The organism is Streptomyces sp. CRN 30, from assembly GCF_034105845.1.
Genome location: NZ_JAVRHI010000311.1, coordinates 1 through 21,360, shown reverse-complemented (window position 1 = coordinate 21,360; position 21,360 = coordinate 1). Strand labels below are relative to the sequence as shown.

Annotated in this window: 17 protein-coding genes; 13 read left to right on the top strand and 4 right to left on the bottom strand. The window is 74.1% G+C overall.

Annotated features, from left to right (window positions below; all coding sequences use genetic code 11):
* The coding region (locus tag UW392_RS33815; RefSeq protein ID WP_320779016.1) for a primosome assembly protein PriA at positions 1 to 1,591 on the top strand (1,591 nt) is incomplete at its 5' end.
* 131 nt (positions 1,592 to 1,722) lie between these two features.
* On the opposite strand, the gene UW392_RS33810 is transcribed toward UW392_RS33815, so the two are convergent.
* Positions 1,723 to 2,313 carry a hypothetical protein gene (locus UW392_RS33810; RefSeq protein WP_320779015.1) on the bottom strand — a complete coding sequence of 197 codons (591 nt, stop codon included), beginning with the start codon at positions 2,311 to 2,313 and terminating at the stop codon, positions 1,723 to 1,725.
* A 358-nt stretch (positions 2,314 to 2,671) separates the two neighbouring features.
* Between UW392_RS33810 and fmt the strand changes: the two genes are divergently transcribed.
* From fmt to UW392_RS33760, 10 genes are all read left to right on the top strand, one after another.
* A complete protein-coding gene (fmt, locus tag UW392_RS33805; protein ID WP_320779014.1) occupies positions 2,672 to 3,604 on the top strand; it encodes a methionyl-tRNA formyltransferase in 933 nt (310 codons plus the stop codon).
* 108 nt (positions 3,605 to 3,712) lie between these two features.
* Complete coding sequence (locus tag UW392_RS33800) at positions 3,713 to 5,152, top strand: RsmB/NOP family class I SAM-dependent RNA methyltransferase (protein WP_320779013.1); 1,440 nt, start codon at positions 3,713 to 3,715, stop codon at positions 5,150 to 5,152.
* A 596-nt stretch (positions 5,153 to 5,748) separates the two neighbouring features.
* Complete coding sequence (rpe, locus tag UW392_RS33795; RefSeq protein WP_320779012.1) at positions 5,749 to 6,435, top strand: ribulose-phosphate 3-epimerase; 687 nt, start codon at positions 5,749 to 5,751, stop codon at positions 6,433 to 6,435.
* Positions 6,436 to 6,656: 221 nt separating this feature from the next.
* Complete coding sequence (locus UW392_RS33790; protein ID WP_320779011.1) at positions 6,657 to 7,700, top strand: sugar-binding domain-containing protein; 1,044 nt, start codon at positions 6,657 to 6,659, stop codon at positions 7,698 to 7,700.
* A 204-nt stretch (positions 7,701 to 7,904) separates the two neighbouring features.
* Positions 7,905 to 9,347, top strand: coding sequence for a GuaB1 family IMP dehydrogenase-related protein (locus UW392_RS33785; RefSeq protein ID WP_320779010.1), 1,443 nt, complete (start codon positions 7,905 to 7,907; stop codon positions 9,345 to 9,347).
* Between the two features lie 204 nt (positions 9,348 to 9,551).
* Positions 9,552 to 11,015 (top strand): amino acid permease, encoded by a 1,464-nt coding sequence (locus tag UW392_RS33780; protein WP_320779009.1) that lies wholly within the window; start codon positions 9,552 to 9,554, stop codon positions 11,013 to 11,015.
* Positions 11,016 to 11,025: 10 nt separating this feature from the next.
* Positions 11,026 to 11,487: an Lrp/AsnC family transcriptional regulator gene (locus UW392_RS33775; RefSeq protein ID WP_320779008.1), complete on the top strand. Its 462-nt coding sequence runs from the start codon at positions 11,026 to 11,028 to the stop codon at positions 11,485 to 11,487.
* Between the two features lie 221 nt (positions 11,488 to 11,708).
* Positions 11,709 to 12,929, top strand: a complete 1,221-nt coding sequence (locus tag UW392_RS33770; protein WP_320779007.1) for an MFS transporter — start codon at positions 11,709 to 11,711, stop codon at positions 12,927 to 12,929.
* A 172-nt stretch (positions 12,930 to 13,101) separates the two neighbouring features.
* On the top strand, positions 13,102 to 13,893 hold the full coding sequence (locus UW392_RS33765; RefSeq protein WP_320779006.1) for a carbon-nitrogen hydrolase family protein: 792 nt from the start codon (positions 13,102 to 13,104) through the stop codon (positions 13,891 to 13,893).
* A gap of 47 nt (positions 13,894 to 13,940) precedes the next feature.
* Positions 13,941 to 15,638, top strand: a complete 1,698-nt coding sequence (locus tag UW392_RS33760; RefSeq protein WP_320779005.1) for an NAD(P)/FAD-dependent oxidoreductase — start codon at positions 13,941 to 13,943, stop codon at positions 15,636 to 15,638.
* 18 nt (positions 15,639 to 15,656) lie between these two features.
* Here UW392_RS33760 and UW392_RS33755 read toward each other — a convergent pair whose 3' ends face one another.
* Positions 15,657 to 16,334, bottom strand: a complete 678-nt coding sequence (locus tag UW392_RS33755; protein ID WP_320779004.1) for a DUF5995 family protein — start codon at positions 16,332 to 16,334, stop codon at positions 15,657 to 15,659.
* Between the two features lie 212 nt (positions 16,335 to 16,546).
* On the opposite strand from UW392_RS33755, the gene UW392_RS33750 reads away from it, so the two are divergent.
* Positions 16,547 to 17,692 (top strand): glycoside hydrolase family 6 protein, encoded by a 1,146-nt coding sequence (locus tag UW392_RS33750; RefSeq protein WP_320779017.1) that lies wholly within the window; start codon positions 16,547 to 16,549, stop codon positions 17,690 to 17,692.
* Here UW392_RS33750 and UW392_RS33745 read toward each other — a convergent pair.
* Together UW392_RS33745 and UW392_RS33740 are read right to left on the bottom strand one after the other, a co-directional pair.
* Complete coding sequence (locus tag UW392_RS33745) at positions 17,674 to 19,098, bottom strand: uracil-xanthine permease family protein (RefSeq protein WP_320779003.1); 1,425 nt, start codon at positions 19,096 to 19,098, stop codon at positions 17,674 to 17,676. The two genes, UW392_RS33750 and UW392_RS33745, sit on opposite strands and share 19 nt — an antisense overlap.
* A gap of 112 nt (positions 19,099 to 19,210) precedes the next feature.
* Positions 19,211 to 20,422 (bottom strand): MFS transporter, encoded by a 1,212-nt coding sequence (locus tag UW392_RS33740; protein WP_320779002.1) that lies wholly within the window; start codon positions 20,420 to 20,422, stop codon positions 19,211 to 19,213.
* A gap of 163 nt (positions 20,423 to 20,585) precedes the next feature.
* Here UW392_RS33740 and UW392_RS33735 point away from each other — a divergent pair.
* The coding region (locus UW392_RS33735) for an ROK family transcriptional regulator (protein ID WP_320779001.1) at positions 20,586 to 21,360 on the top strand (775 nt) is incomplete at its 3' end.

Sequence of the window (21,360 nt, the reverse complement as noted above, 5' to 3'; positions counted from 1 at the left end):
CGAGCCGGGGTCGTGGCGGCGGTACGGGCGGGGGCCCGACTTCCTGCGTGCCCTCGCCGCCGGGGGCGCGCCGCGTGCCGTGTGGACCGCCCTGCCGGGACCCGGGTGGGCCGAGGAGATCGGGCGGGCCGTCCAGGCCACGCTCGCGTCGGGTCGCGGGGCGCTGGTCGTCGTACCGGCCGGCCGGCCCGCGTCCCGGGTCGACGCGGCGCTGCGGGAGCTGCTCGGCGAGGGGCAGCACGCCCTGCTCACCGCCGACGCGGGTCAGGAGCGGCGGTACCGGGAGTGGCTCGCCGTACGGCGCGGGGCCGTACGGGCCGTCGTGGGCACGCGGGCGGCCATGTTCGCCCCGGTGCGCGACCTCGGGCTCGTGGTGGTCTGGGACGACGGGGACGCCGGCCACGGTGACGACCACGCGCCCTTCCCCCATGTGCGGGAAGTGCTGGAGCTGCGGGCCTCCCGGGACAAGTCTGCTTTCCTGCTCGGTGGCTGGAACTGCACGGTCGAGGCCGCCCAGCTCGTCGAGAGCGGCTGGGCGGCGCCGCTCGTCGCCGACCGGGAACAGGTCCGGGCGGCGGCGCCCCTGGTGCGCACCGTGGGCGACGCCGAGCTGGCCCGGGACGAGGCGGCGCGGGCGGCCCGGCTGCCGAGCCTCGCCTGGCAGGTGGCGCGCGACGCGCTGCGGCAGGGCCCGGTGCTCGTGCAGGTGCCCCGGCGGGGCTACGTACCCCGGCTGGCCTGCGCGCGGTGCCGGGAGCCCGCGCGGTGCCGGCAGTGCGCGGGGCCGCTCCAGGCCGAGGACGCCGGGGCGCTGCGGTGCGGCTGGTGCGGGCGGGTGGAGGCCGACTGGCACTGCCCGGAGTGCGGTGGCTTCCGGCTGCGTGCCCAGATCGTGGGGGCCCGGCGGACCGCCGAGGAACTGGGGCGGGCCTTCCCCGCGGTGCCGGTCCGCACCTCCGGGCGGGAGCACGTCCTGGACACCGTGCCGGCCGCGCCCGCGCTCGTGGTGAGTACCCCGGGCGCCGAGCCGGTCGCCGAGGGCGGGTACGCGGCCGCGCTCCTCCTCGACGGCTGGGCCATGCTCGGCCGGCCCGACCTGCGGGCCGGGGAGGACGCGCTGCGACGCTGGATCGGCGCGGCGGCGCTGGTACGGGGCCAGGGGGCCGGCGGGACAGTGGTCATCGTCGCCGAGCCGACGCTGCGGCCTGTGCAGGCGCTGGTGCGGTGGGACCCGGTGGGGCACGCGGTACGGGAACTCGCCGAGCGGGCCGAGCTGGGGTTCCCGCCCGTGTCACGGATGGCCGCGGTGTCGGGGACGGCTCAGGCGGTGGCCGACTTCCTCGTCGGTACCGAACTGCCGCCGGACGCCTCGGTACTGGGGCCCGTCCCGCTGCCCGTCCCGGAGGCCGGACGGCCCCGGCCGGTGGGGGCGCCACCGCCGGGGGAGCGGTGGGAGCGGGCGCTGATCAGGGTGCCGCCGGGCAGCGGTGCCGCGCTGGCCACCGCGTTGAAGAACGCGCAGGCGGCCCGGCTGGCGCGCGGGGGGAGCGAGACGGTACGGATCCGTGTCGATCCGCCGGACATCGGGTGAGGTCACCGGGCACCGCGCGCGGCGTGCGTCGCGCCGCCAGGCGGTCGGCCGGGGTGCGGGCCCAGTGGCGGCACGGAGCGCGACTGCCTCCCGGCGGGCGCGGGGAGGCAGTCGTCGGGCGGGATGAAGGGTCAGCCGTTGCGGGGGCCCGGGAAGGCCGTCGGCCGGGCCTCGTCGCGGAGCGTCGGGCTCCCCGCCGTCGGCTGGGTCGGCATCTGGGTCGGCAACGGGGCCGGCAGCTGGGCGGGCAACTGGGCCGGCATCGAGCGGGCCGCCGGGACGGTGGGGACGGAGGGAAGGGACGTGCTGATGTTGACCGTGCGGTTGCCCGGGGGTTCGGTGGCGCGTTCGGTCTCGGCCGGGCTCGGGGCGGTGGTGCGGCGGGCCCCGTAGCGGCGGTGCACCGCCTGCTTGGTGACGCCCAGCGCGGAGCCCACCGCGTCCCACGAGAAGCCCAGTGAGCGGTCGAAGTCCACGGCCGCCGTGACCAGGGTCTCCACACTGTCGCGCAGTTCCTGGGCGAGGCGGACGGTCGGGGCGGGGGCGCGTCCGTAGACGACGAAGCCCGTGGACGGGCCGGAGCGGCGCGGACGGTAGACGTTGCCCAGCTGAGCGGTGAGGGTGCGCAGTGCGTCCACCTGCCGGCGGACCCGCTCGATGTCCCGCACCAGCAAGTGCAGGCTGGCGCGGGCCTGGGCGTCGTGGGTTGCGTGGTCGGCCATGAACAAGCCTCTCGAACCGGCGTGGCGTGGAAAAGGACGGCCGCGATCGCGGCCCGTTTGGTCAACTCCTTCTTGACCAACGCGCTCGTTGGTTTGTGGTCACGCTGCAGGGGCGTGGGGGCATATGCATACGCCCCTGCGTGGCGTGTACGCGCTTGTGACGTTGACGTGCCGCCGGCCGGGGCCGGTGCCGCCGGACGGCTGCCGTGCCGTGCCCCGTTCACGCGCTCCGTCCACGCACCCCGCTCCCGCGCCCTGCGCGCCCCCGCCCCATAGACTGTTGCGCCGTCCCCCGGCCCGGTCTCCGGACCCGGTGGGGACCGTTCCGCACTCCCGCCCGAGAGGCCCACAGTCACTCATGAAGCTCGTCTTCGCCGGTACGCCCGAGGTCGCCGTTCCCGCCCTGGACGCCCTGATCGCCTCCGGGCGGCACGAGGTGGCCGCCGTCGTCACGCGTCCCGACGCGCCGGCGGGACGCGGTCGGCGGCTGGTCGCGAGCCCCGTCGCGCAGCGGGCGGAGGAGGCCGGCATCGAGGTGCTCAAGCCGCACCGGCCCCGGGACGAGGAGTTCCTCGCGCGGCTGCGGGAGATCGCGCCCGACTGCTGCCCCGTGGTGGCGTACGGCGCCCTGCTGCCCCGCGTCGCGCTCGACATCCCCGTCCACGGCTGGGTCAACCTGCACTTCTCGCTGCTGCCCGCCTGGCGCGGCGCCGCCCCCGTGCAGCACTCGGTCATGGCGGGGGACGAGATCACCGGTGCCTCGACCTTCCTCATCGAGGAGGGGCTCGACTCCGGGCCCGTGTACGGCACCGTCACCGAGGCGGTCCGCCCCACCGACACCAGCGGCGACCTCCTCACCCGGCTCGCCCTGGCCGGGTCGGGGCTGCTGGCCGCGACGATGGACGGGATCGAGGACGGCACCCTGGAGGCCGTGCCGCAGCCCGCCGAGGGCGTCTCCCTCGCCCCCAAGATCACCGTCGAGGACGCCCAGGTCGACTGGTCGGCGCCCGCGCTCCGCGTCGACCGGGTGGTACGGGGCTGCGCGCCCGCCCCCGGCGCGTGGACCACGTTCCGCGGTGAGCGCCTCAAGCTCGTCCAGGTCGGGCCCGTGCCCGAGCGCACCGGCCTCGCCCCCGGGGCGCTCGAGGTCGGCAAGAACAGCGTGCACGCCGGGACCGGCTCGTACGCCGTCGAGCTGCTGTGGGTGCAGGCACAGGGCAAGAAGCCGATGCGCGCCGCCGACTGGGCCCGCGGGGTGCGGATCGCGTCGGGGGAGATCCTCGGGTCCTGACCGGTGGCGGGCGCCCGGCCGACGGCCGCGCCGTCCCGCCGCACCCCCACGACGTACGCTGGGAGGCACCCTTCGTTCCCTCCCCCTTTGTCCCGGAGCACCTTTTTCGTGAGTGAGCAGTCCCGTCGGCCGCGCAGGCCCGGCAAGCCCTACCGTCGGCCCCAGAAGGACCCCGTCCGCATGCTCGCCTTCGAGGCGCTGCGCGCGGTGGACGAGCGGGACGCGTACGCGAACCTCGTCCTGCCCCCGTTGCTGCGCAAGGCGCGCGAGAAGGAGGGGCCGGAGAAGTTCGACGCGCGTGACGCGGCGCTGGCCACCGAACTGGTCTACGGGACGCTGCGCCGGCAGGGCACGTACGACGCCGTCATCGCGGCCTGCGTCGACCGGCCGCTGCGCGAGGTCGACCCGCCGGTGCTCGACGTGCTCAGCCTCGGCGTGCACCAGCTGCTGGGCACGCGCATCCCCAGTCACGCCGCCGTCTCCGCGACCGTGGAGCTCGCGCGGGTGGTGCTCGGCGACGGGCGCGCCAAGTTCGTCAACGCCGTGCTGCGCAAGGTCGCCCAGCACGATCTCGACGCGTGGGTCGAGCGGGTCGCACCGCCCTACGACGAAGACCCCGAGGACCACCTCGCCGTCGTCCACTCGCACCCCCGCTGGGTGGTCTCCGCGCTGTGGGACTCCCTCGGCGGCGGCCGGGCCGGCATCGAGGACCTGCTCGAGGCCGACAACGAGCGGCCCGAGGTCACCCTCGTCGCCCGCCCCGGACGGATCACCGCCGACGAGCTGCTCGACACGCTCGGCGAGGACACCGTGCTTCCCGGCCGCTGGTCCCCGTACGCCGTACGGCTCAGCGAGGGCGGCGAACCGGGCGCCCTGGACGCCGTACGGGCCAACCGCGCGGGCGTGCAGGACGAGGGCAGCCAGCTCGTCGCCCTCGCCCTCGCCAACGCCCCGCTGGACGGGCCGGACCGGGCCTGGCTGGACGGCTGCGCGGGCCCCGGCGGCAAGGCGGCGCTGCTCGCCGGGCTCGCTGCCGAGCGCGGTGCCGTGCTGCTCGCCTCGGAGAAGCAGCCGCACCGGGCGGGCCTGGTCGCGCAGGCCCTCGACGGCAACCCCGGCCCGTACCAGGTGATCGCCGCCGACGGGACCCGCCCGCCCTGGCGCCCCGGCAGTTTCGACCGGGTGCTCATGGACGTGCCCTGCACGGGGCTGGGCGCGCTGCGGCGCCGGCCCGAGGCGCGCTGGCGGCGGCGGCCGGAGGACCTGGAGGGGTTCGCGCCGTTGCAGCGCTCACTGCTGCGGACGGCGCTGGACTCCGTACGGGTCGGCGGCGTCGTCGGCTACGCGACCTGCTCGCCGCACCTCGCCGAGACCCGCGCGGTGGTGGACGACGTGCTGAGGCAGTACGGCTCCGGGGCCGAACTGATCGACGCCCGGCCGCTGCTGGAAGGTGTACCGGCCCTCGGTGACGGCCCGGACGTACAGCTGTGGCCGCACCTGCACGGCACGGACGCGATGTACTTGGCGATCGTCCGCCGGACGGGCTGACCGCCGCGCTCAGCGGGCCCCGGACGGTCCGGGCACGCGGCGCGGATCGCGGCCACCTCCGCCAGGGTGTGGACCGCCATGCCGGTCGCACGGGCCCGCGGCGGACGGCACCACTCGGCCAGGTCCGTGAAGCGGCCGGTGAACGCGCGGGTGACGGCCCGGTGCCGGGTCGCGTACGTGTGCTGCGTCCGACGGACGAGCCGGGCGAACGGCCCGTCGTCGACGAAGCGGGCGAGCGCCGCCTGCACGGGGACCGCGGTGCGCCAGCCGGCGGTGTACTCGCCCGCCCCGCAGCACCGTGCGCAGCGGGGCGGGCGCCTCCAGGAAGCCGGCGCGCGGGAGGGAGGGGCAGCGTCGCCGTGGAGCACGACCCCACATAGACGACGTGTCCGTCCGGGCCGGGCCGTGCGGGGATACGACGGCCTCGACGTGGCGCCGATCCGGCAGGACGCGGAGGAGTGGCCGGCAGCGGACGGCCGTCGTCGTGCCGCGCGGGGGCGCCACGGCAAAGCGGCCGAGGCCGGCCCGTTCCCGTATCCGCCGGCCTGGTGCGGACCGGGGAGAACACCCCGGTCCGGGCATGGCAGGCTTGGGGCATGGCCGCGCAGATCAACCCCAGCATCCTGTCCGCCGACTTCGCCCGACTCGCCGAGGAGGCGAGGGCGGTCGAGGGAGCCGACTGGCTCCATGTCGACGTCATGGACAACCACTTCGTCCCCAACCTCTCGCTCGGTGTGCCGGTCGTGGAATCCCTCGCGCGGGCGACGGACACGCCGCTGGACTGCCACCTGATGATCGAGCAGCCCGACCGGTGGGCGCCCCGGTACGTCGAGGCGGGGGCCGGTTCCGTGACCTTCCACGCCGAGGCGGCCGCCGCCCCGGTGCGTCTCGCCCGGGAGATCCGGGCGAAGGGGGCCCGGGCCTCGATGGCGCTGAAGCCCGCGACGCCCATCGAGCCGTACGAGGACCTGCTGCCGGAGCTCGACATGGTGCTGATCATGACGGTCGAGCCCGGCTTCGGCGGCCAGGCGTTCCTGGACATCATGCTGCCGAAGATCCGCCGCACCCGTGAGCTGATCGCCAAGCACGGCCTGGAGATGTGGCTGCAGGTGGACGGCGGCGTCTCGGCCTCCACCATCGAGCGCTGCGCCGAGGCGGGCGCCGACGTCTTCGTCGCCGGATCCGCCGTGTACGGCGCCGAGGACCCGGCGGAAGCGGTCCGCGCGCTGCGCGAGCGGGCGCGGTCGGCCACGGCGGCGGCCGGCTGGGCGTGTGCACATTGAGCCGCGCCGGGCGCGCGCACTGATCTCCGCGACGAGCGCTCCCAGATCTCCTCGGGCCGCCGAACGCCCGGTCAGGAACCCGGGGCGGCGTCCGGAACGTTCGATCAGCGAGCCCGGCGTACCGGCGGACGCGTGGCCCACGGGCCAAGGGAACGTGAACGCCGACCGTCCGGGCTGATCGAACAAGCCGGATCTGCAAGGATGAACGGCGTATCCAGGATGTGAACAGCAGTGAGGAGAAGGCCGTGTCGGGTATGACGGCGGGCCGGTCAGCCATGCGGATGGGACCCGCCGAGCTGGTGCAGGCGGCGGCCATGGCCCGCCGCTTCTACCTCGAGGGCAAATCCAAGATCCAGATCGCCGAGGAGTTCGGCGTCAGCCGCTTCAAGGTGGCCCGGGTCCTGGAGACCGCCCTCGAACGGGATCTCGTGCGCATCGAGATCCGTGTCCCGGCCGAGCTGGACGCCGAGCGCTCCGACGCGCTGCGCGCCCGCTACGGCCTGCGGCACGCCGTGGTCGTCGAGTCCCCGGCCGAAGCGGACCAGTCACCCGATCCGGAGAACCTCGGCGAGGTCGCCGCGGACCTCCTCGCCGAACTGGTGACCGAGGGAGACGTCCTCGGCCTCGCCTGGGGGCGTTCCACCATCCACATGGCGGCCGCCCTCGACCGGCTGCCGCCCTGCACGGTGGTGCAGCTGACGGGGGTGTACGACGCGGGCACGGCCGAGCGCGGCTCCGTCGAAGCGGTACGACGGGCCGCCCAGGTCGCCGGCGGCGACGCCCACCCGATCTACGCCCCGATGCTCCTGCCCGACGCGGCCACCGCGGACGCGCTGCGCCACCAGACCGGGATCGCCCGCGCCTTCGAGTACTTCGACAAGGTCACGGTCGCCTGTGTCTCCATCGGCTCCTGGGAGGCGGGCATCTCCACGGTGCACGACATGCTCAGCGAGGAGGAACGCTCCCACTACGCCTCCCTGGGCGTCGCCGCCGAGATGTCCGCGCACCTCTTCGACTCCGACGGCCGCAGCGTCGGGCACGACCTGGGTGAGCGGTGCATCACGGTCAAGGCCGACCAGTTGCGCCGTGTCCCCGAGGTCGTCGCGATCGCGGGCGGCCAGCGCAAGGCGGCCGCGATCGACGCCGTCCTGCGGTCGGGCCTGGTGACCAGCCTGGTCACGGACACGTCGGCCGCCGACCACCTGCTGCTGGCGGGCCCCGCGCCCGCACCGGCGCTGAACCGCACGGACCCGGACGGCCTCTGACGGCCCGCCCCGGGGAGCGGCGGGCAGCGCCTGAGGACGCCGGCCGCCGCCGTTCACTCGGAGGATCCTCCGAGGGTCACCCGGACCATCCTGGATGATTATTCAAGACCGGGCATACCGATCCTCATGGGACAATGAAGTACGTGCTTCTCCCCCTGGCTGACCTGTCGGGGGCCACCTCTGAACGACTGGGATGTGCAGCACGTGCGTTTCCTCAATGACATCCGGCCCGCGTACGACCTGACGTACGACGACGTGTTCATGGTGCCGCGGCGCTCCGCGGTCGGTTCCCGTCAGGCCGTGGACCTCGCCTCCCCGGACGGCACGGGCACGACCATCCCGCTCGTCGTGGCCAACATGACCGCCATCGCGGGCCGGCGGATGGCCGAGACCGTCGCCCGGCGCGGCGGGCTCGTCGTCATCCCGCAGGACATCCCGATCGAGGTCGTCACCGATGTCATAGCCGGGGTCAAGAGCCGCCACCTGGTGCTGGACACCCCCATCGTGCTCAGCCCCCACCAGACGGTCGCCGACGCCCTGGCCCTGCTGCCCAAGCGGGCGCACAACGCGGGCGTCGTCGTGGACGAGGAACACCGGCCGGTCGGCGTGGTCACCGACACCGACCTCTCCGGCGTGGACCGCTTCACGCAGCTCTCCGAGGTCATGTCCAAGGACCTGGTCCTCCTCGACGCGGACATCGACCCGCGCGAGGCCTTCCAGTCGCTCGACGCCGCCAACCGCCGTTACGCCCCCGCCGTGGACGCCGACGGCCGGCTCGCCGGCATCCTCACCCGCAAGGGCGCCCTGCGCGCCACCCTCTACACCCCGGCCGTCGACGGACGCGGCCGCCTCCGCGTCGCCGCCGCCGTCGGCATCAACGGCGACGTCGCCGGCAAGGCCAAGCAGCTCCTCGACGCGGGCGTCGACACCCTCGTCATCGACACGGCGCACGGCCACCAGGAGTCGATGATCAGCGCGATCCGCACCGTGCGGGCGCTCGACCCGCAGGTGCCGATCGTGGCGGGCAACATCGTCGCCGCCGAGGGCGTCAAGGACCTCGTCGACGCCGGTGCGGACATCATCAAGGTCGGGGTCGGCCCCGGCGCCATGTGCACCACCCGGATGATGACCGGCGTGGGCCGCCCGCAGTTCTCGGCGGTCCTGGAGTGCGCGGCCGAGGCGAGGAAGTACGGCAAGCACGTGTGGGCCGACGGTGGCGTCCGGCACCCCCGCGACGTGGCGATGGCGCTGGCCGCCGGCGCCTCCAACGTCATGATCGGGTCCTGGTTCGCGGGCACCTACGAGTCCCCCGGTGACCTCCAGCAGGCCGCCGACGGGCGCCTGTACAAGGAGTCCTTCGGCATGGCCTCCGCGCGCGCGGTCCGCAACCGCACGAGCGAGGAGTCGGCGTACGACCGCGCCCGCAAGGCGCTGTTCGAGGAGGGCATCTCCACCTCGCGCATGTTCCTCGACCCGGACCGCCCGGGCGTCGAGGACCTGATCGACTCGGTCATCGCGGGCGTCCGCTCCTCCTGCACCTACGCGGGCGCCGCCTCCCTGGAGGAGTTCGCCGAGCGGGCCGTCGTCGGCATCCAGAGCGCGGCCGGCTACGCCGAGGGCAAGCCGCTGCACGCCAGCTGGAGCTGAGGCCCCCGGCTTCTCACGCATACGGCCCCCGTCGTCCCGGTTCCGGGAGGCGGGGGCCGTTTCGTCCCGCAAAGGCCGTATCGTATACAGAGGTCCTCATAAGTATGAGGGCCACGCAACAACCGCAGCAGTCGAAACGGTCCGCGCAACACACAGGGTGCCGCCCGTTCCGCCCCCCACCGGCAGCGATCAAGGAGCCGACGCGTGCTCGACCCAGGCGCACCCCCGCAGTCCCCGAAGCCCTCCGCCCCGCCCTCGGCGGGCGCCCGCCTGATGCGGCGCAAGCCCGTGGAGCGGCTGGTCGCGGAGAGCGGCCGGGGCGAGGGCGGCTCGCTCCGCCGCTCCCTCGGCCTCTGGCAGCTCACCATGATCAGCATCGGTGCCACGCTCGGCACCGGCATCTTCGTGGTGCTCGGCGAGGCGGTGCCCGACGCCGGCCCCGCCGTCACGCTGTCCTTCGTGATCGCCGGCCTCACCGCGCTGTTCTCCGCCCTGTCCTACGCCGAGCTCGCGGGCACCATCCCGGTCTCCGGGTCCTCCTACTCGTACGCGTACGCCACGATGGGCGAGCTCATCGCCTGGATCTGCGGCTGGTGCCTGATCCTGGAGTACGGCGTGTCGGTGGCCGCGGTCGCGGTCGGCTGGGGCGAGTACCTCAACGAGCTGCTCGACGGCACCATCGACGTCACCATCCCCGCCGCGCTCTCCGCCCCGCCCGGCGACGGCGGCGTCTTCAACCTGCCCGCGCTGCTCGTGGTCCTGCTCGCGATGGTGTTCCTGCTCGGCGGTGCCCGGGAGTCCGCCCGCGCCAACACGGTCATGGTGGTCGTGAAGATCGCCGCGCTGCTGCTGTTCTGCGTGATCGGCGTCATGGGCTTCCGCTCCGGCAACTACGCGGACTTCATGCCGCTCGGCATGGCCGGCGTCAGCGCCGCCGGGGCCACCCTGTTCTTCTCGTACATCGGCTTCGACGCGGCCTCCACCGCGGGCGAGGAGGCGAAGAACGCGCAGCGCGACCTGCCCCGCGCGATCATGCTCTCGCTGCTGATCGTCACCACGCTGTACGTCCTCGTCGCCGCCGTCGCCGTCGGGGCGCGGCCCTGGCAGGAGTTCGACGGCTCGGAGGCCGCCCTCGCCGGGATCATGAAGGACGTCACCGGGGACGCCTTCTGGGGCACGCTGCTCGCGGCCGGCGCGGTCATCGCCATCGCCAGCGTCGTCCTGACCGTGCTGTACGGCCAGACCCGCATCCTGTTCGCCATGTCCCGCGACGGCTTGGTGCCCAAGGCGTTCTCGCGCGTGCACGCGAAGAGCGGTACGCCACGCGCCAACACCGTCCTCGTCTCCCTGTTCTGCGGGGTGCTCGCCGCCGCCGTCCCGCTCGGCCAGCTGGCCGACGCGACCAGCATCGGCACGCTGTTCGCCTTCGCGCTCGTCAACGTGGCCGTCGTGGTGCTACGGCGGACCCGCCCGGACATGCCACGTACCTTCCGGCTGCCGCTGTCGCCGCTGCTGCCCGCGCTCGGCTTCGCCTTCTGCCTCTGGATGATGAGCAGCCTCTCCGTCGTCACCTGGATCGTCTTCGGGATCTGGATGGTGATCGGGCTCGTGTTCTACTTCAGCTACGGCTACCGCCGCTCCCGTCTCGCCGCCAACGCCGAAGAGTGATCACCCCGCCGTGCTGAACGATCTCGACGAACGCATCGTGCAGGCCCTCGCCGAGGACGCCCGCCGCTCCTACGCCGACATCGGACAGCTGGTCGGCCTGTCCGCGCCCGCGGTGAAACGCCGCGTGGACCGGCTGCGCGCCGCCGGGGTCATCACCGGCTTCACCGTCCGCGTGGACCCGGCCGCGCTCGGCCCGCGGACCGAGGGGTTCGTCGAGATCTACTGCCGGCGCAACACCTCGCCGGAGACCATCCGGCGCGGCCTGGAGCGGTACCGGGAGATCGCCTCAGCCTCCACCGTCACGGGGGACGCGGACGCGGTGGTGCAGGTCCTCGCCTCCGACATGCGGCACTTCGAGCGGGTGCTGGAGCGGATCGCGGGGGAGCCGTTCGTGGAGCGGACGAAGTCGGTGCTGGTGCTGTCGCCGCTGGTGCGGAGGTCGTCTTTCGAGGCGCCTGAGAGCTCGGGGTGAGCCGTCGCGTGGCGGCTGCGGGTTCGTCGTGGCCGGCCGCGCCTACGCGGCGGAGCCGCATATCGATACAGCCCCGCGCCCCTTTACAGGGCGCGGGGGCCATTGAATAGCATCCGTTCCATGACCTGGCGACATTGATTCCCGAGCCGTGCCTCCCGTGGGCCGCCCCGGGCGCCGTACCTCCGGCGTCCGATACGTTCCTGTGCCTGCGGGAAGGCCCCATGACCCACTTACCTGCGCATGTGCCCGGCACCACCTCCACCGGGATCCGGCGGCTGACGGCCACGCTGTACGGCTACGCGTTCCTCGGCGACCTCCTCCTGCTCTACCCGGTGTACGCGCTGCTCTTCGCCGACACCGGTCTCTCGGTCGGGCAGATCTCCTCCCTCTTCGCCCTGTGGTCCCTGACGGGCGTCCTCCTGGAGATCCCGTCCGGCGTCTGGGCCGACACCGTCTCCCGGCGGCTGCTGCTGTGGACCGGGCCACTGCTGGGCGCCGCGGGCTTCGGCCTGTGGGTGCTGTTTCCCTCGTACGGGGCGTTCGCGGCCGGCTTCGTGCTCTGGGGCGTCAGCGGAGCCCTCGGCTCCGGCGCGCTGGAGGCGCTGGTGTACGAGGAGCTCGACCGGCTCGGCGCGGCCGACCGCTACGCCCGCGTCATGGGCCGCTCCCGGGCCGCCGCGCTGCTGGGCGTGATGGCGGCGATGGCGCTGGCCGGACCGGTTCTCGCCCTCGGTGGATACGAGGCCGTGGGGCTGGCCAGTGTCGTCGCCTGCCTGCTGACCTCGGCGGTCGCCACCCGGCTCCCCGAGCACCGGAACCGGGAGGGGACGGCGGACCGGGCGGCCGGGGGCGGCTGGGCCGGCACCCTGCGCGCCGGCCTCGCCGAGGCCCGCGGCAATCCGTCCGTACGCGGTGCGCTGCTGCTCGTCCCGGCCGTCACCGCCGTGTGGGGCGCGCTGGACGAGTACACGCCGCTGCTGGTGCGCGACACCGGGGTCGCCGACAGCACCGTCCCCTGGCTGCTGCTCCTGGTCTGGGGCGCGGCCACGGCGGGCGGGCTGCTGGCCGGGGCGGGGGAGCGCCTCGGCTCCACCGGGCTGGCCGGGCTGCTGGCGGGTTCCGCGCTGGCCCTGGCCGCCGGCGCGGCGGCGGGCACACCCCTCGCGCTGGTGCTGGTCGCCCTGGCCTTCGGCGGCTTCCAGCTGGCGCACGTGCTGGCCGACGCCCGGCTGCAGCAGCGCATCGAGGGCGAGGGCCGCGCCACCCTCACCTCGGTGGCCGGGGTGGGCACCGAGGCGGCCACCGTCGGTGTGTACGGGGCGTACGCGGTGACGGCGTCGGCCACGTCGCACGGTTCGGCCTTCGCCCTGTTCATGCTGCCGTACCTGGTCACGGCGCTGCTGCTGGTGGCCCGGCGGCCGGCCGCCACGGGGGCGCAATGAATCGCCGCGGGACCCGCTGAGCGCGCAACGATTCGCCCACCGGTGCGCAACGGCTGCCGCTTGTCCGCCACTGCCGCCCGACCGTAGCGTCTGACTGGGCCGACACCCGCCACCGGCGCACCGGTGCCCGCTTCCCCTTCCCCTCGTCCCCCCGGCCCGGTGAGGAACCCGTATGCGCACCGCCCTGCTCCAGAGCTCCGGCCGCCCCGGCTCGGTCGCCGCGAACCTCCGGGCGCTCGACGCGAGTGCGGGCCGGGCCGCGGCGGCGGGGGCCGCGCTGCTCGTCGCGCCGGAGATGTTCCTCACCGGGTACGCGATCGGCGACGGCGTCGGCCGGCTGGCCGAGCCCGCCGACGGTGACGCGGCGGACGCCGTCGCGGAGACCGCCGCACGGCACGGCCTCGCCGTCGCCTACGGCTATCCCGAGCGCGCCGACGACGGGACGGTCTTCAACTCCGTCCAGCTGGTCTCCGCCGACGGCGTCCGCCTCGCCAACTACCGCAAGACCCACCTCTTCGGCCCCTTCGAGCGCGACCACTTCACCCCGGGCGACCGGCCGGTCGTGCAGGCGGAGCTCGACGGCCTCCGCGTGGGGCTGATGATCTGCTACGACGTGGAGTTCCCGGAGACCGTCCGGGCCCACGCCCTCGCGGGCACGGACCTCCTGCTGGTGCCCACGGCGCAGATGCACCCCTTCCAGTTCGTCGCCGAGAGCCTCGTCCCGGTGCGCGCCTTCGAGAACCAGATGTACATCGCGTACGTGAACCGGGTCGGCCAGGAGGGGGGTTTCGAGTTCGTCGGCCTGTCCGCCCTGGCCGCGCCCGACGGTGTGGCCCGCGCCCGGGCGGGGCGCGCCGAGGAGCTGCTCCTCGGTGACGTCGACCCCGTCCTCCTCGCCGCCTCGCGCGAGGGCAACCCGTACCTGGCGGACCGCCGTCCCGGTCTCTACGGCTCCCTCGCCTGAGTCGTCCCCGCCTTCATCGCGCATACCGTGCAAGGAGTCCGTACCCCATGACGTCCACGGTGCCCCACGCCGTCGTCCAGCACGCCGACGCCCAGCCGCCCATCACCATGTCCGGGCCGGACTTCCCGTACGCGTACGACGACTTCCTCGCCCACCCGGCGGGCCTCGGGCAGATCCCCGCGACCGAGCACGGCACCGAGGTCGCCGTCATCGGCGGCGGGCTGTCCGGCCTGGTGACGGCGTACGAGCTGATGAAGATGGGGCTCAGGCCCGTCGTGTACGAGGCCGACCGGCTCGGCGGCCGGCTGCGCACCGTGGGCTTCGACGGCTGCGACCCGTCGCTCACCGCGGAGCTGGGTGCCATGCGCTTCCCGCCGTCCTCGACGGCCCTGCGGCACTACATCGACCTGGTGGGACTGGAGACCCGGCCCTTCCCCAACCCCCTCTCGCCCGCCACGCCCTCGACCGTCGTCGACCTCAAGGGCGAGACCCACTACGCCGAGACCCTCGACGACCTGCCGCAGGTCTACCGGGACGTGGCGGACGCCTGGGCGCGGTGCCTGGAGGAGGACGCCGCGTTCTCCGACATGAACCGGGCGCTGCGGACACGCGACGTGCCGCGCATCCGGGAGCTCTGGTCACGGCTGGTCGAGGAGCTCGACAACCAGACCTTCTACGGGTTCCTCTGCGCGTCGGAGGCCTTCCGGTCCTTCCGGCACCGGGAGATCTTCGGCCAGGTCGGCTTCGGCACGGGCGGCTGGGACACCGACTTCCCGAACTCCGTCCTGGAGATCCTCCGGGTCGTCTACACCGAGGCGGACGACCACCACCGGGGCATCGTCGGCGGCTCCCAGCAGCTGCCGCTGCGGCTGTGGGAGCGCGCGCCGGAGAAGATCGTGCACTGGCCGTACGGCACCTCGCTGGCCACGCTGCACGCCGGCGGAGAGCCCCGCCCGGCCGTCACCCGGCTGAGCCGTACGGCGGGCGACCGGATCACCGTCACCGACGCGCACGGCGACATCCGTACGTACCGGGCGGCGGTCTTCACCGCCCAGTCCTGGATGCTGCTCTCCAAGATCGCCTGCGACGACGCGCTGTTCCCGATCGACCACTGGACGGCCATCGAGCGCACCCACTACATGGAGTCCAGCAAGCTCTTCGTGCCCGTGGACCGGCCGTTCTGGCTGGACAAGGACGAGTACACCGGCCGCGATGTCATGTCGATGACGCTGACGGACCGGATGACACGCGGTACGTACCTCCTCGACGACGGCCCCGACCGGCCCGCCGTCATCTGCCTCTCCTACACCTGGTGCGACGACAGCCTGAAGTGGCTGCCGCTGTCCGCGAACGAGCGGCTGGAGGTGATGCTGAAGTCGCTCGGCGAGATCTATCCGAAGGTCGACATCCGCAAGCACGTCATCGGCAGCCCGGTGACCGTGTCCTGGGAGAACGAGCCGTACTTCATGGGCGCGTTCAAGGCCAACCTGCCGGGCCACTACCGCTACCAGCGGCGCCTGTTCACGCACTTCGTGCAGGACCGGCTGCCCGCGGACAAGCGGGGTGTCTTCCTGGCCGGCGACGACATCTCGTGGACGGCGGGCTGGGCCGAGGGCGCCGTCCAGACCGCGCTCAACGCCGTCTGGGGTGTCATGCACCACTTCGGCGGGGCGACCGACCCGTCGAACCCCGGGCCCGGCGACGTGTACGACGACCTGGCACCGGTGGAGCTGCCCGAGGACTGACCGCGCCCGCGCCGCGGGTCACCGGTCCGGCAGGGGGGTGAGCAGCATCCGGCCCGCGAGGCCCACCGTCGCGTCCAGGCGCCGCCCGCACTCCTCGGCGAGGTCCGGCAGTCCGCGCAGCGCCCACAGGGTCCGGGCCGCCGACCAGGCGGCGTCACGCGCCCGTTCCAGGCACCAGCAGCCGAGCAGATGGGTCAGCGGATCGGCGAGCTGGAGCAGGTCCGGGCCCGGCATCAGGTCCTCGCGGATGCGCTCCTCCAGCGCGACGAGGACGTCACCGATGTGGTCGTACTCGTCCTCCAGGTCGACGGGTTCGCAGCCGAGTGCCCGGCAGGTGTCCACGACGGCGAGCGCGAGATCGTGCCCGACGTGCGCGTTGATGCCCGCGAGCGCGAACTGCACGGCACGCACGCCGGGATGGTGCCGGGAGCGCAGCAGCGGCCGCCAGCAGGCGGGCGCGGGAGCCCCTTCGGCCACCGTCAGGTAGCGCTCGGCGAAGTGCACGTCCAGCGTGATCGCGGCCTCGGTGTCCGGGAGGAGTCCCGTGTCCACGCGCCGGTCCACCTCTTCGGTGACCGTGAGGTAGACACGGTTGAACACCGCGAGTCCGTCCTGCCGCGGCAGGGCCGCGTCGAGGGCACGCATACGGGAGAGGACCGTGTCCACGGCAGTGGTGAGATGGTCGAACTGCGCCATGGGGGCAGGGTCCCAGCCCTACGCTGGCGACAGTGCCGCCGTACGGGGCGCTTCCCCGGAACGAGGGAACGCGTCCGCGGCGGGGGAGGGGGAAACAGCAGGTGACAGGCGCTCGTCCCCGGTATCCGGCCGAACATGTGACCGAGGGCGGGCCGGGGCGTGGAGCGCGACGGCGGGCCCGGCGCAGGCGCGCCGCCCGGCTGCGCGGCGCCATGGTCGCCGCGGCCGCGGCCGTGACCGCCGTCGGTGCCGTCACTGGACTGCTGGCCGTCTCCGACGACGGCCGGCGCGACGAGGCGCGCCCCGTGATCACCCGCTCGGCCGCTCCGGAGCCGCTGCCCGCCGTACCGTCGGTCTCACCCGCCACAATCACCCCCACGCCCTCGCGGGCCCCCACGCCCACGCCCTCGCCGGTCCCCGCACGGACCAAGCGGCCGCCGGTCCCGTCGCCCACGGTGCGGGAGCGGGCGGAGCGCGCGGTCCCGGCGACCGTGACGGGCCGTCTGTACCGGCATCCCGGGTCGCAGGTCCTGGACTGGGTCGCCGCCCACCCGGACGACCCCCGGCAGGCGGTCATCGACTCCCGTATCGCCGCGCACCCGGCGGCGGTCTGGTTCACCGACCCCTCGCCGGCCACGATCACCGCGCGGGTCGCGGCGGTCACGTCGGGCGCGGCGGCCCAGGGCCGCGTCCCGGTCGTCGTGGCGTACGCCGTCCGGGACCGGGACTGCGGCGGTGCCTCACGGGGCGGCGCGTCCGGCCCGGAGGAGTACGACGCGTGGATCGACGCGTTCGCCGCCGGGCTGGGCGGTGGCGAGGTCGTCGTGATCCTGGAACCCGACGCGATCGCCCTGGCCGACTGCCTCGACGCCGACGGGCGGGCCGACCGCTTCGCGTCGCTGGCCCGCGCGGGCCGCGTCCTGAAGGCGGCGAACCCCCGGGCCCGCGTCTACCACGACGCCGGGCACTCCGCGTGGCACCCGCCGGCCCGGCAGGCGGCGCTGCTGCGGCAGGCGGGCGCCGCCTCGGCCGCGTCCTCCGACGGCGTGTTCAGCAACGTGTCCAACTTCAACGGCACGGACGCCGAGGTCGCCTACGTGCGGCGGGTGCTGGACGCCCTCGGCGGCCCCGCCGACCTCGGCGCCGTCATCGACACCAGCCGGAACGGCAACGGCGCCCCGGGCGGCGGCGAGTGGTGCGACCCGGCCGGCCGCACGCTCGGCCGGCCGCCCACCCTCACCACCGGGCAGGCCCGCGTCGACGCCTACCTGTGGGTCAAGCTGCCGGGCGAGTCCGACGGCTGCCGGGGCGCGGCCGGGACGTTCACGCCCGGCTACGCCTACGACCTGGCGCGCTGAGCGTCCGTGTCCCCGCCCGGGCCGTCCGGCTCCGCGCCCGCCTCGTACGAGGAGGTGCCCTCGTCCAGCAGCGGCTCCTGCTTCTTCAGGTGCTCCGGGGCGAAGGCCCGCAGGACGTGGTAGCCGGTGATGACGACGATGGTGCCGAGCGCGATACCGCTGAGCGAGAAGTTGTCGGTGAAGTCCATGGACACGTTGCCGACGCCGATGATGATGCCCGCGGCGGCCGGCACCAGGTTCAGCGGATTGCGCAGGTCCACCTTGGAGTTGATCCAGATCTGGGCGCCGAGCAGGCCGATCATGCCGTACAGGATGACCGTGATGCCGCCGAGGACACCGCCCGGGATGGCGGCCACGACCGCGCCGAACTTCGGGCACAGGCCGAAGAGCAGGGCGAAGACCGCCGCCGCCCAGTACGCGGCCGTGGAGTAGACGCGGGTCGCCGCCATCACGCCGATGTTCTCGGAGTACGTCGTGTTGGGCGGGCCGCCGACCGCGGTCGAGAGCATGGAGCCCACGCCGTCCGCCGAGATGGCCGTGCCCAGCTTGTCGTCCAGCTTGTCGCCGGTCATCTCGCCGACCGCCTTGACGTGCCCGGCGTTCTCCGCGACCAGCGCGATCACCACCGGCAGCGCCACCAGGATCGCCGACCACTCGAAGCTCGGGCCGTGGAAGTCGGGCAGGCCGATCCAGGCCGCGTCGCCGACGCCGGAGAGGTCGAGCCGCCAGTGGTCGGTGACCTTGCCGCTCGCGTCCGCCGAGTGGATCTGCCCGAAGACCAGGTCGAAGACCCAGGAGATGCCGTACCCGAAGATCAGTCCCAGGAAGATCGCGATCCGGGACCAGAAACCGCGCAGGCACACCACCGCCAGACCGGTGAACAGCATCACCAGCAGCGCGGTCCACTGGTCCTGCGGCCAGTACGTGGCGGCGGTGACCGGGGCGAGGTTGAAGCCGATGAGCATGACGACCGCGCCGGTCACGATCGGCGGCATGGCGGCGTGGATGATCCGCGCGCCGAACTTCTGCACGGCGAGGCCCACCAGGAACAGCGCGGCCCCGACGACGAGCACCGCGCCCGTCACCGTCGCGCTGCTGCCCCCCTGCGCGCGGATCACCGCGGCGACGCCCACGAAGGAGAGCGAGCAGCCGAGGTAGCTGGGCACCCGGCCGCGGGTGGCAAGCAGGAAGATCATGGTCGAGACGCCCGACATCATGATCGCGAGGTTGGGGTCGAGACCCATCAGCACGGGTGCGACGAAGCTCGCCCCGAACATCGCCACGACGTGCTGGGCGCCGAGCCCGGCCGTGCGCGGCCAGGAGAGCCGCTCGTCGGGGCGGACGACCGCGCCGGGCGCGGGGGTGCGCCCGTCTCCGTGCAGCTTCCAGCGGACGCCGAGATCCATGGTGAGGTTTCGCTTTCGTCGTGCGTGTCCCTGGCCGAGCGTGCGTGTCCCTGGCCGAAACAGTCGCGAACATTGTCGCGAACATTGTGACGGCAAGAAGGGCACCGTTCGTTCAGGGCCTCGGTCCCGGAACCGCCGCGTCCGGAGCGCTGATCCTCGGCCGGTCCCGGTCGGCGGAGCGCAGCACGCCCGCGAAGCCGACGAGCCCGCACGCCAGGAACGTGACCAGCCCGAACGACACCATGAGGCTGGTCGCCTCCGCCACCGTGCCGATCGCGCTCGGCGCCACCAGACCCGAGGTGTACGTGATGGTGGCGACGCCCGCGATGGCCTGGCTCGGGTTCGGGCCGCTGCGCCCGGCCGCCGCGAAGCAGAGCGGGACGACCACCGCGATGCCGAGGCCCAGCAGGGCGAAGCCCGCCATCGCCGCCGCCGGACGGTCCGCCACGACGACGAGCAGTCCACCGAGTGCGGCCAGCACCCCGCCGACGCGCACCGTGCGGACCGCGCCGAAACGGTTCACGATCGCGTCGCCCGCGATCCGGGCCAGCGCCATGGTCAGCATGAAGCCGGTCGTGGACGCCGCCGCGAGACCCGCCGAGGTGCCCAGCTCGTCCCTCAGGTAGACCGCCGACCAGTCCAGGCTCGCGCCCTCCGCGAACACCGCGCAGAACCCGACCGCGCCGATGAGCAGCGCCGACCTGGGCGGCAGCGAGAAGCGCGGCGGCGGCTCCTCGTCCTGGGCGGACCTGAGGTCGAGCACCCACCGGCAGGCGGTCACCCCGAGCACGGTGAGGGCCGACGCGGCCAGCGCGTGGTGCAGCCGGGCGTCCGAGCCCAGGTGTGCGGCGAGCGTGCCGGCCGCCGAGCCGACCAGGGCGCCCACGCTCCACATGCCGTGCAGCCCGGACATGATCGACTTGTGCAGCCGGTTCTCGACCTCGACGCCCAGCGCGTTCATCGCCACGTCCGACATGCCCGCGGTCGCGCCGTACACGAGCAGCGCCAGGCACAGCGTCCACAGGTTCGGTGCGAGGGACGGCAGGACCAGGGCGAGCGTCCACAGCGCGATCAGTACGCGCAGCGCCGTACGGGCGCCGAGGGCGTGGGTGATCCGGCTCGCGAGCGGCATCGCCACGGAGGCGCCGAGCGCCGGGAAGGCGAGGGCGAGACCCAGCTGGCCCGCGCCGACCGCCGCGTGGTCCTGGATCCAGGGGATCCGGGTGGCGAACGACCCGGTGACCGCGCCGTGCACCGCGAACACGACGGCCACGGCGTACCGGGCGCGCCGTACGGTGCCCCCGTCGTAGACCACTTCGCCCATGCCTGAGCCATCCTCCCCTGTCCGGCTTGCCGCCCCCGGCGTACGGAACGCCGCTTCCCGGGTACGGTCCTGCAACACGCCGCGCGTAAATTATCAGGAACCCTGCCTGATAAACAGCGGGCAGTGGATCCACCCCCGGCCTGCGACCTGAAAGGATCCCGGCATGCCGCCCGCCTCACCGAGCACCGCCCGGGCCATCAACGACCGGCTCGCCCTGCGCCTGCTGGAACGGGAGGGGCCGTTGACGGCGGGGCAGCTCAAGCAGCTCACCGGCCTGTCCCGGCCGACCGTCGCCGACCTCGTGGAGCGGCTGGCGGCCGCCGGGCTGATCGCGGTGGTGGGGGAGGCCGGCGAGCAGCGGCGCGGCCCGAACGCGCGCCTGTACGGCATCGTCGCCGACCGCGCCCAGCTGGCCGCCCTGGACGTACGCACCGAGGGCGTCACCGTGGTCGTCTGCGATCTGCTCGGCACGGAGCTGACCCGGGCGTCCGTCCCGATCGCCGGCGGCACGGGGACCGGGCTCGCGGTGGAACGGGCGGTGGCGCTGGTGGAGCGGGCGGCGGAGGAGGCGGGCGCCGACCGGCTGCACACGGTCGCCGTCGGCGCCCCCGGCCTGATCGACCCCGGCGACGGTGAGCTCCGCGGCTCCCTCACGCTCCCCGCCTGGCACCGCAGCCTGGTCGCCGCCCTCGGCGAGCGCCTCCCGGCGCGCGTGATCGTGGAGAACGAGACCAACCTCGCCGCCCTCGCCGAGCAGCGCGACGGCGCCGCCCGGGACCGCGACACGTTCGTGCTGCTGTGGCTGGGCGTGGGCACGGGCGCGGCGGTCGTGCTCGACGGGCGCCTGCGCCGCGGGGCCTCCGGCGGCACGGGCGAGATCGGCTTCCTGCCGGTGCCCGGGACGGCGGCGCTCCCCTCGGCGACCGACTGCGCGGGCG

What these genes read in the sequence shown, in the direction of transcription:
- UW392_RS33810 (WP_320779015.1), bottom strand. Translation starts at nt 2,313, where the DNA reads ATGGCCGACCACGCAACCCACGACGCCCAGGCCCGCGCCAGCCTGCAC.
- fmt (WP_320779014.1), top strand. Translation starts at nt 2,672, where the DNA reads ATGAAGCTCGTCTTCGCCGGTACGCCCGAGGTCGCCGTTCCCGCCCTG.
- rpe (WP_320779012.1), top strand. Translation starts at nt 5,749, where the DNA reads ATGGCCGCGCAGATCAACCCCAGCATCCTGTCCGCCGACTTCGCCCGA.
- UW392_RS33770 (WP_320779007.1), top strand. Translation starts at nt 11,709, where the DNA reads ATGACCCACTTACCTGCGCATGTGCCCGGCACCACCTCCACCGGGATC.
- UW392_RS33765 (WP_320779006.1), top strand. Translation starts at nt 13,102, where the DNA reads ATGCGCACCGCCCTGCTCCAGAGCTCCGGCCGCCCCGGCTCGGTCGCC.
- UW392_RS33760 (WP_320779005.1), top strand. Translation starts at nt 13,941, where the DNA reads ATGACGTCCACGGTGCCCCACGCCGTCGTCCAGCACGCCGACGCCCAG.
- UW392_RS33755 (WP_320779004.1), bottom strand. Translation starts at nt 16,334, where the DNA reads ATGGCGCAGTTCGACCATCTCACCACTGCCGTGGACACGGTCCTCTCC.
- UW392_RS33750 (WP_320779017.1), top strand. Translation starts at nt 16,547, where the DNA reads ATGGTCGCCGCGGCCGCGGCCGTGACCGCCGTCGGTGCCGTCACTGGA.
- UW392_RS33745 (WP_320779003.1), bottom strand. Translation starts at nt 19,098, where the DNA reads ATGGATCTCGGCGTCCGCTGGAAGCTGCACGGAGACGGGCGCACCCCC.
- UW392_RS33740 (WP_320779002.1), bottom strand. Translation starts at nt 20,422, where the DNA reads ATGGGCGAAGTGGTCTACGACGGGGGCACCGTACGGCGCGCCCGGTAC.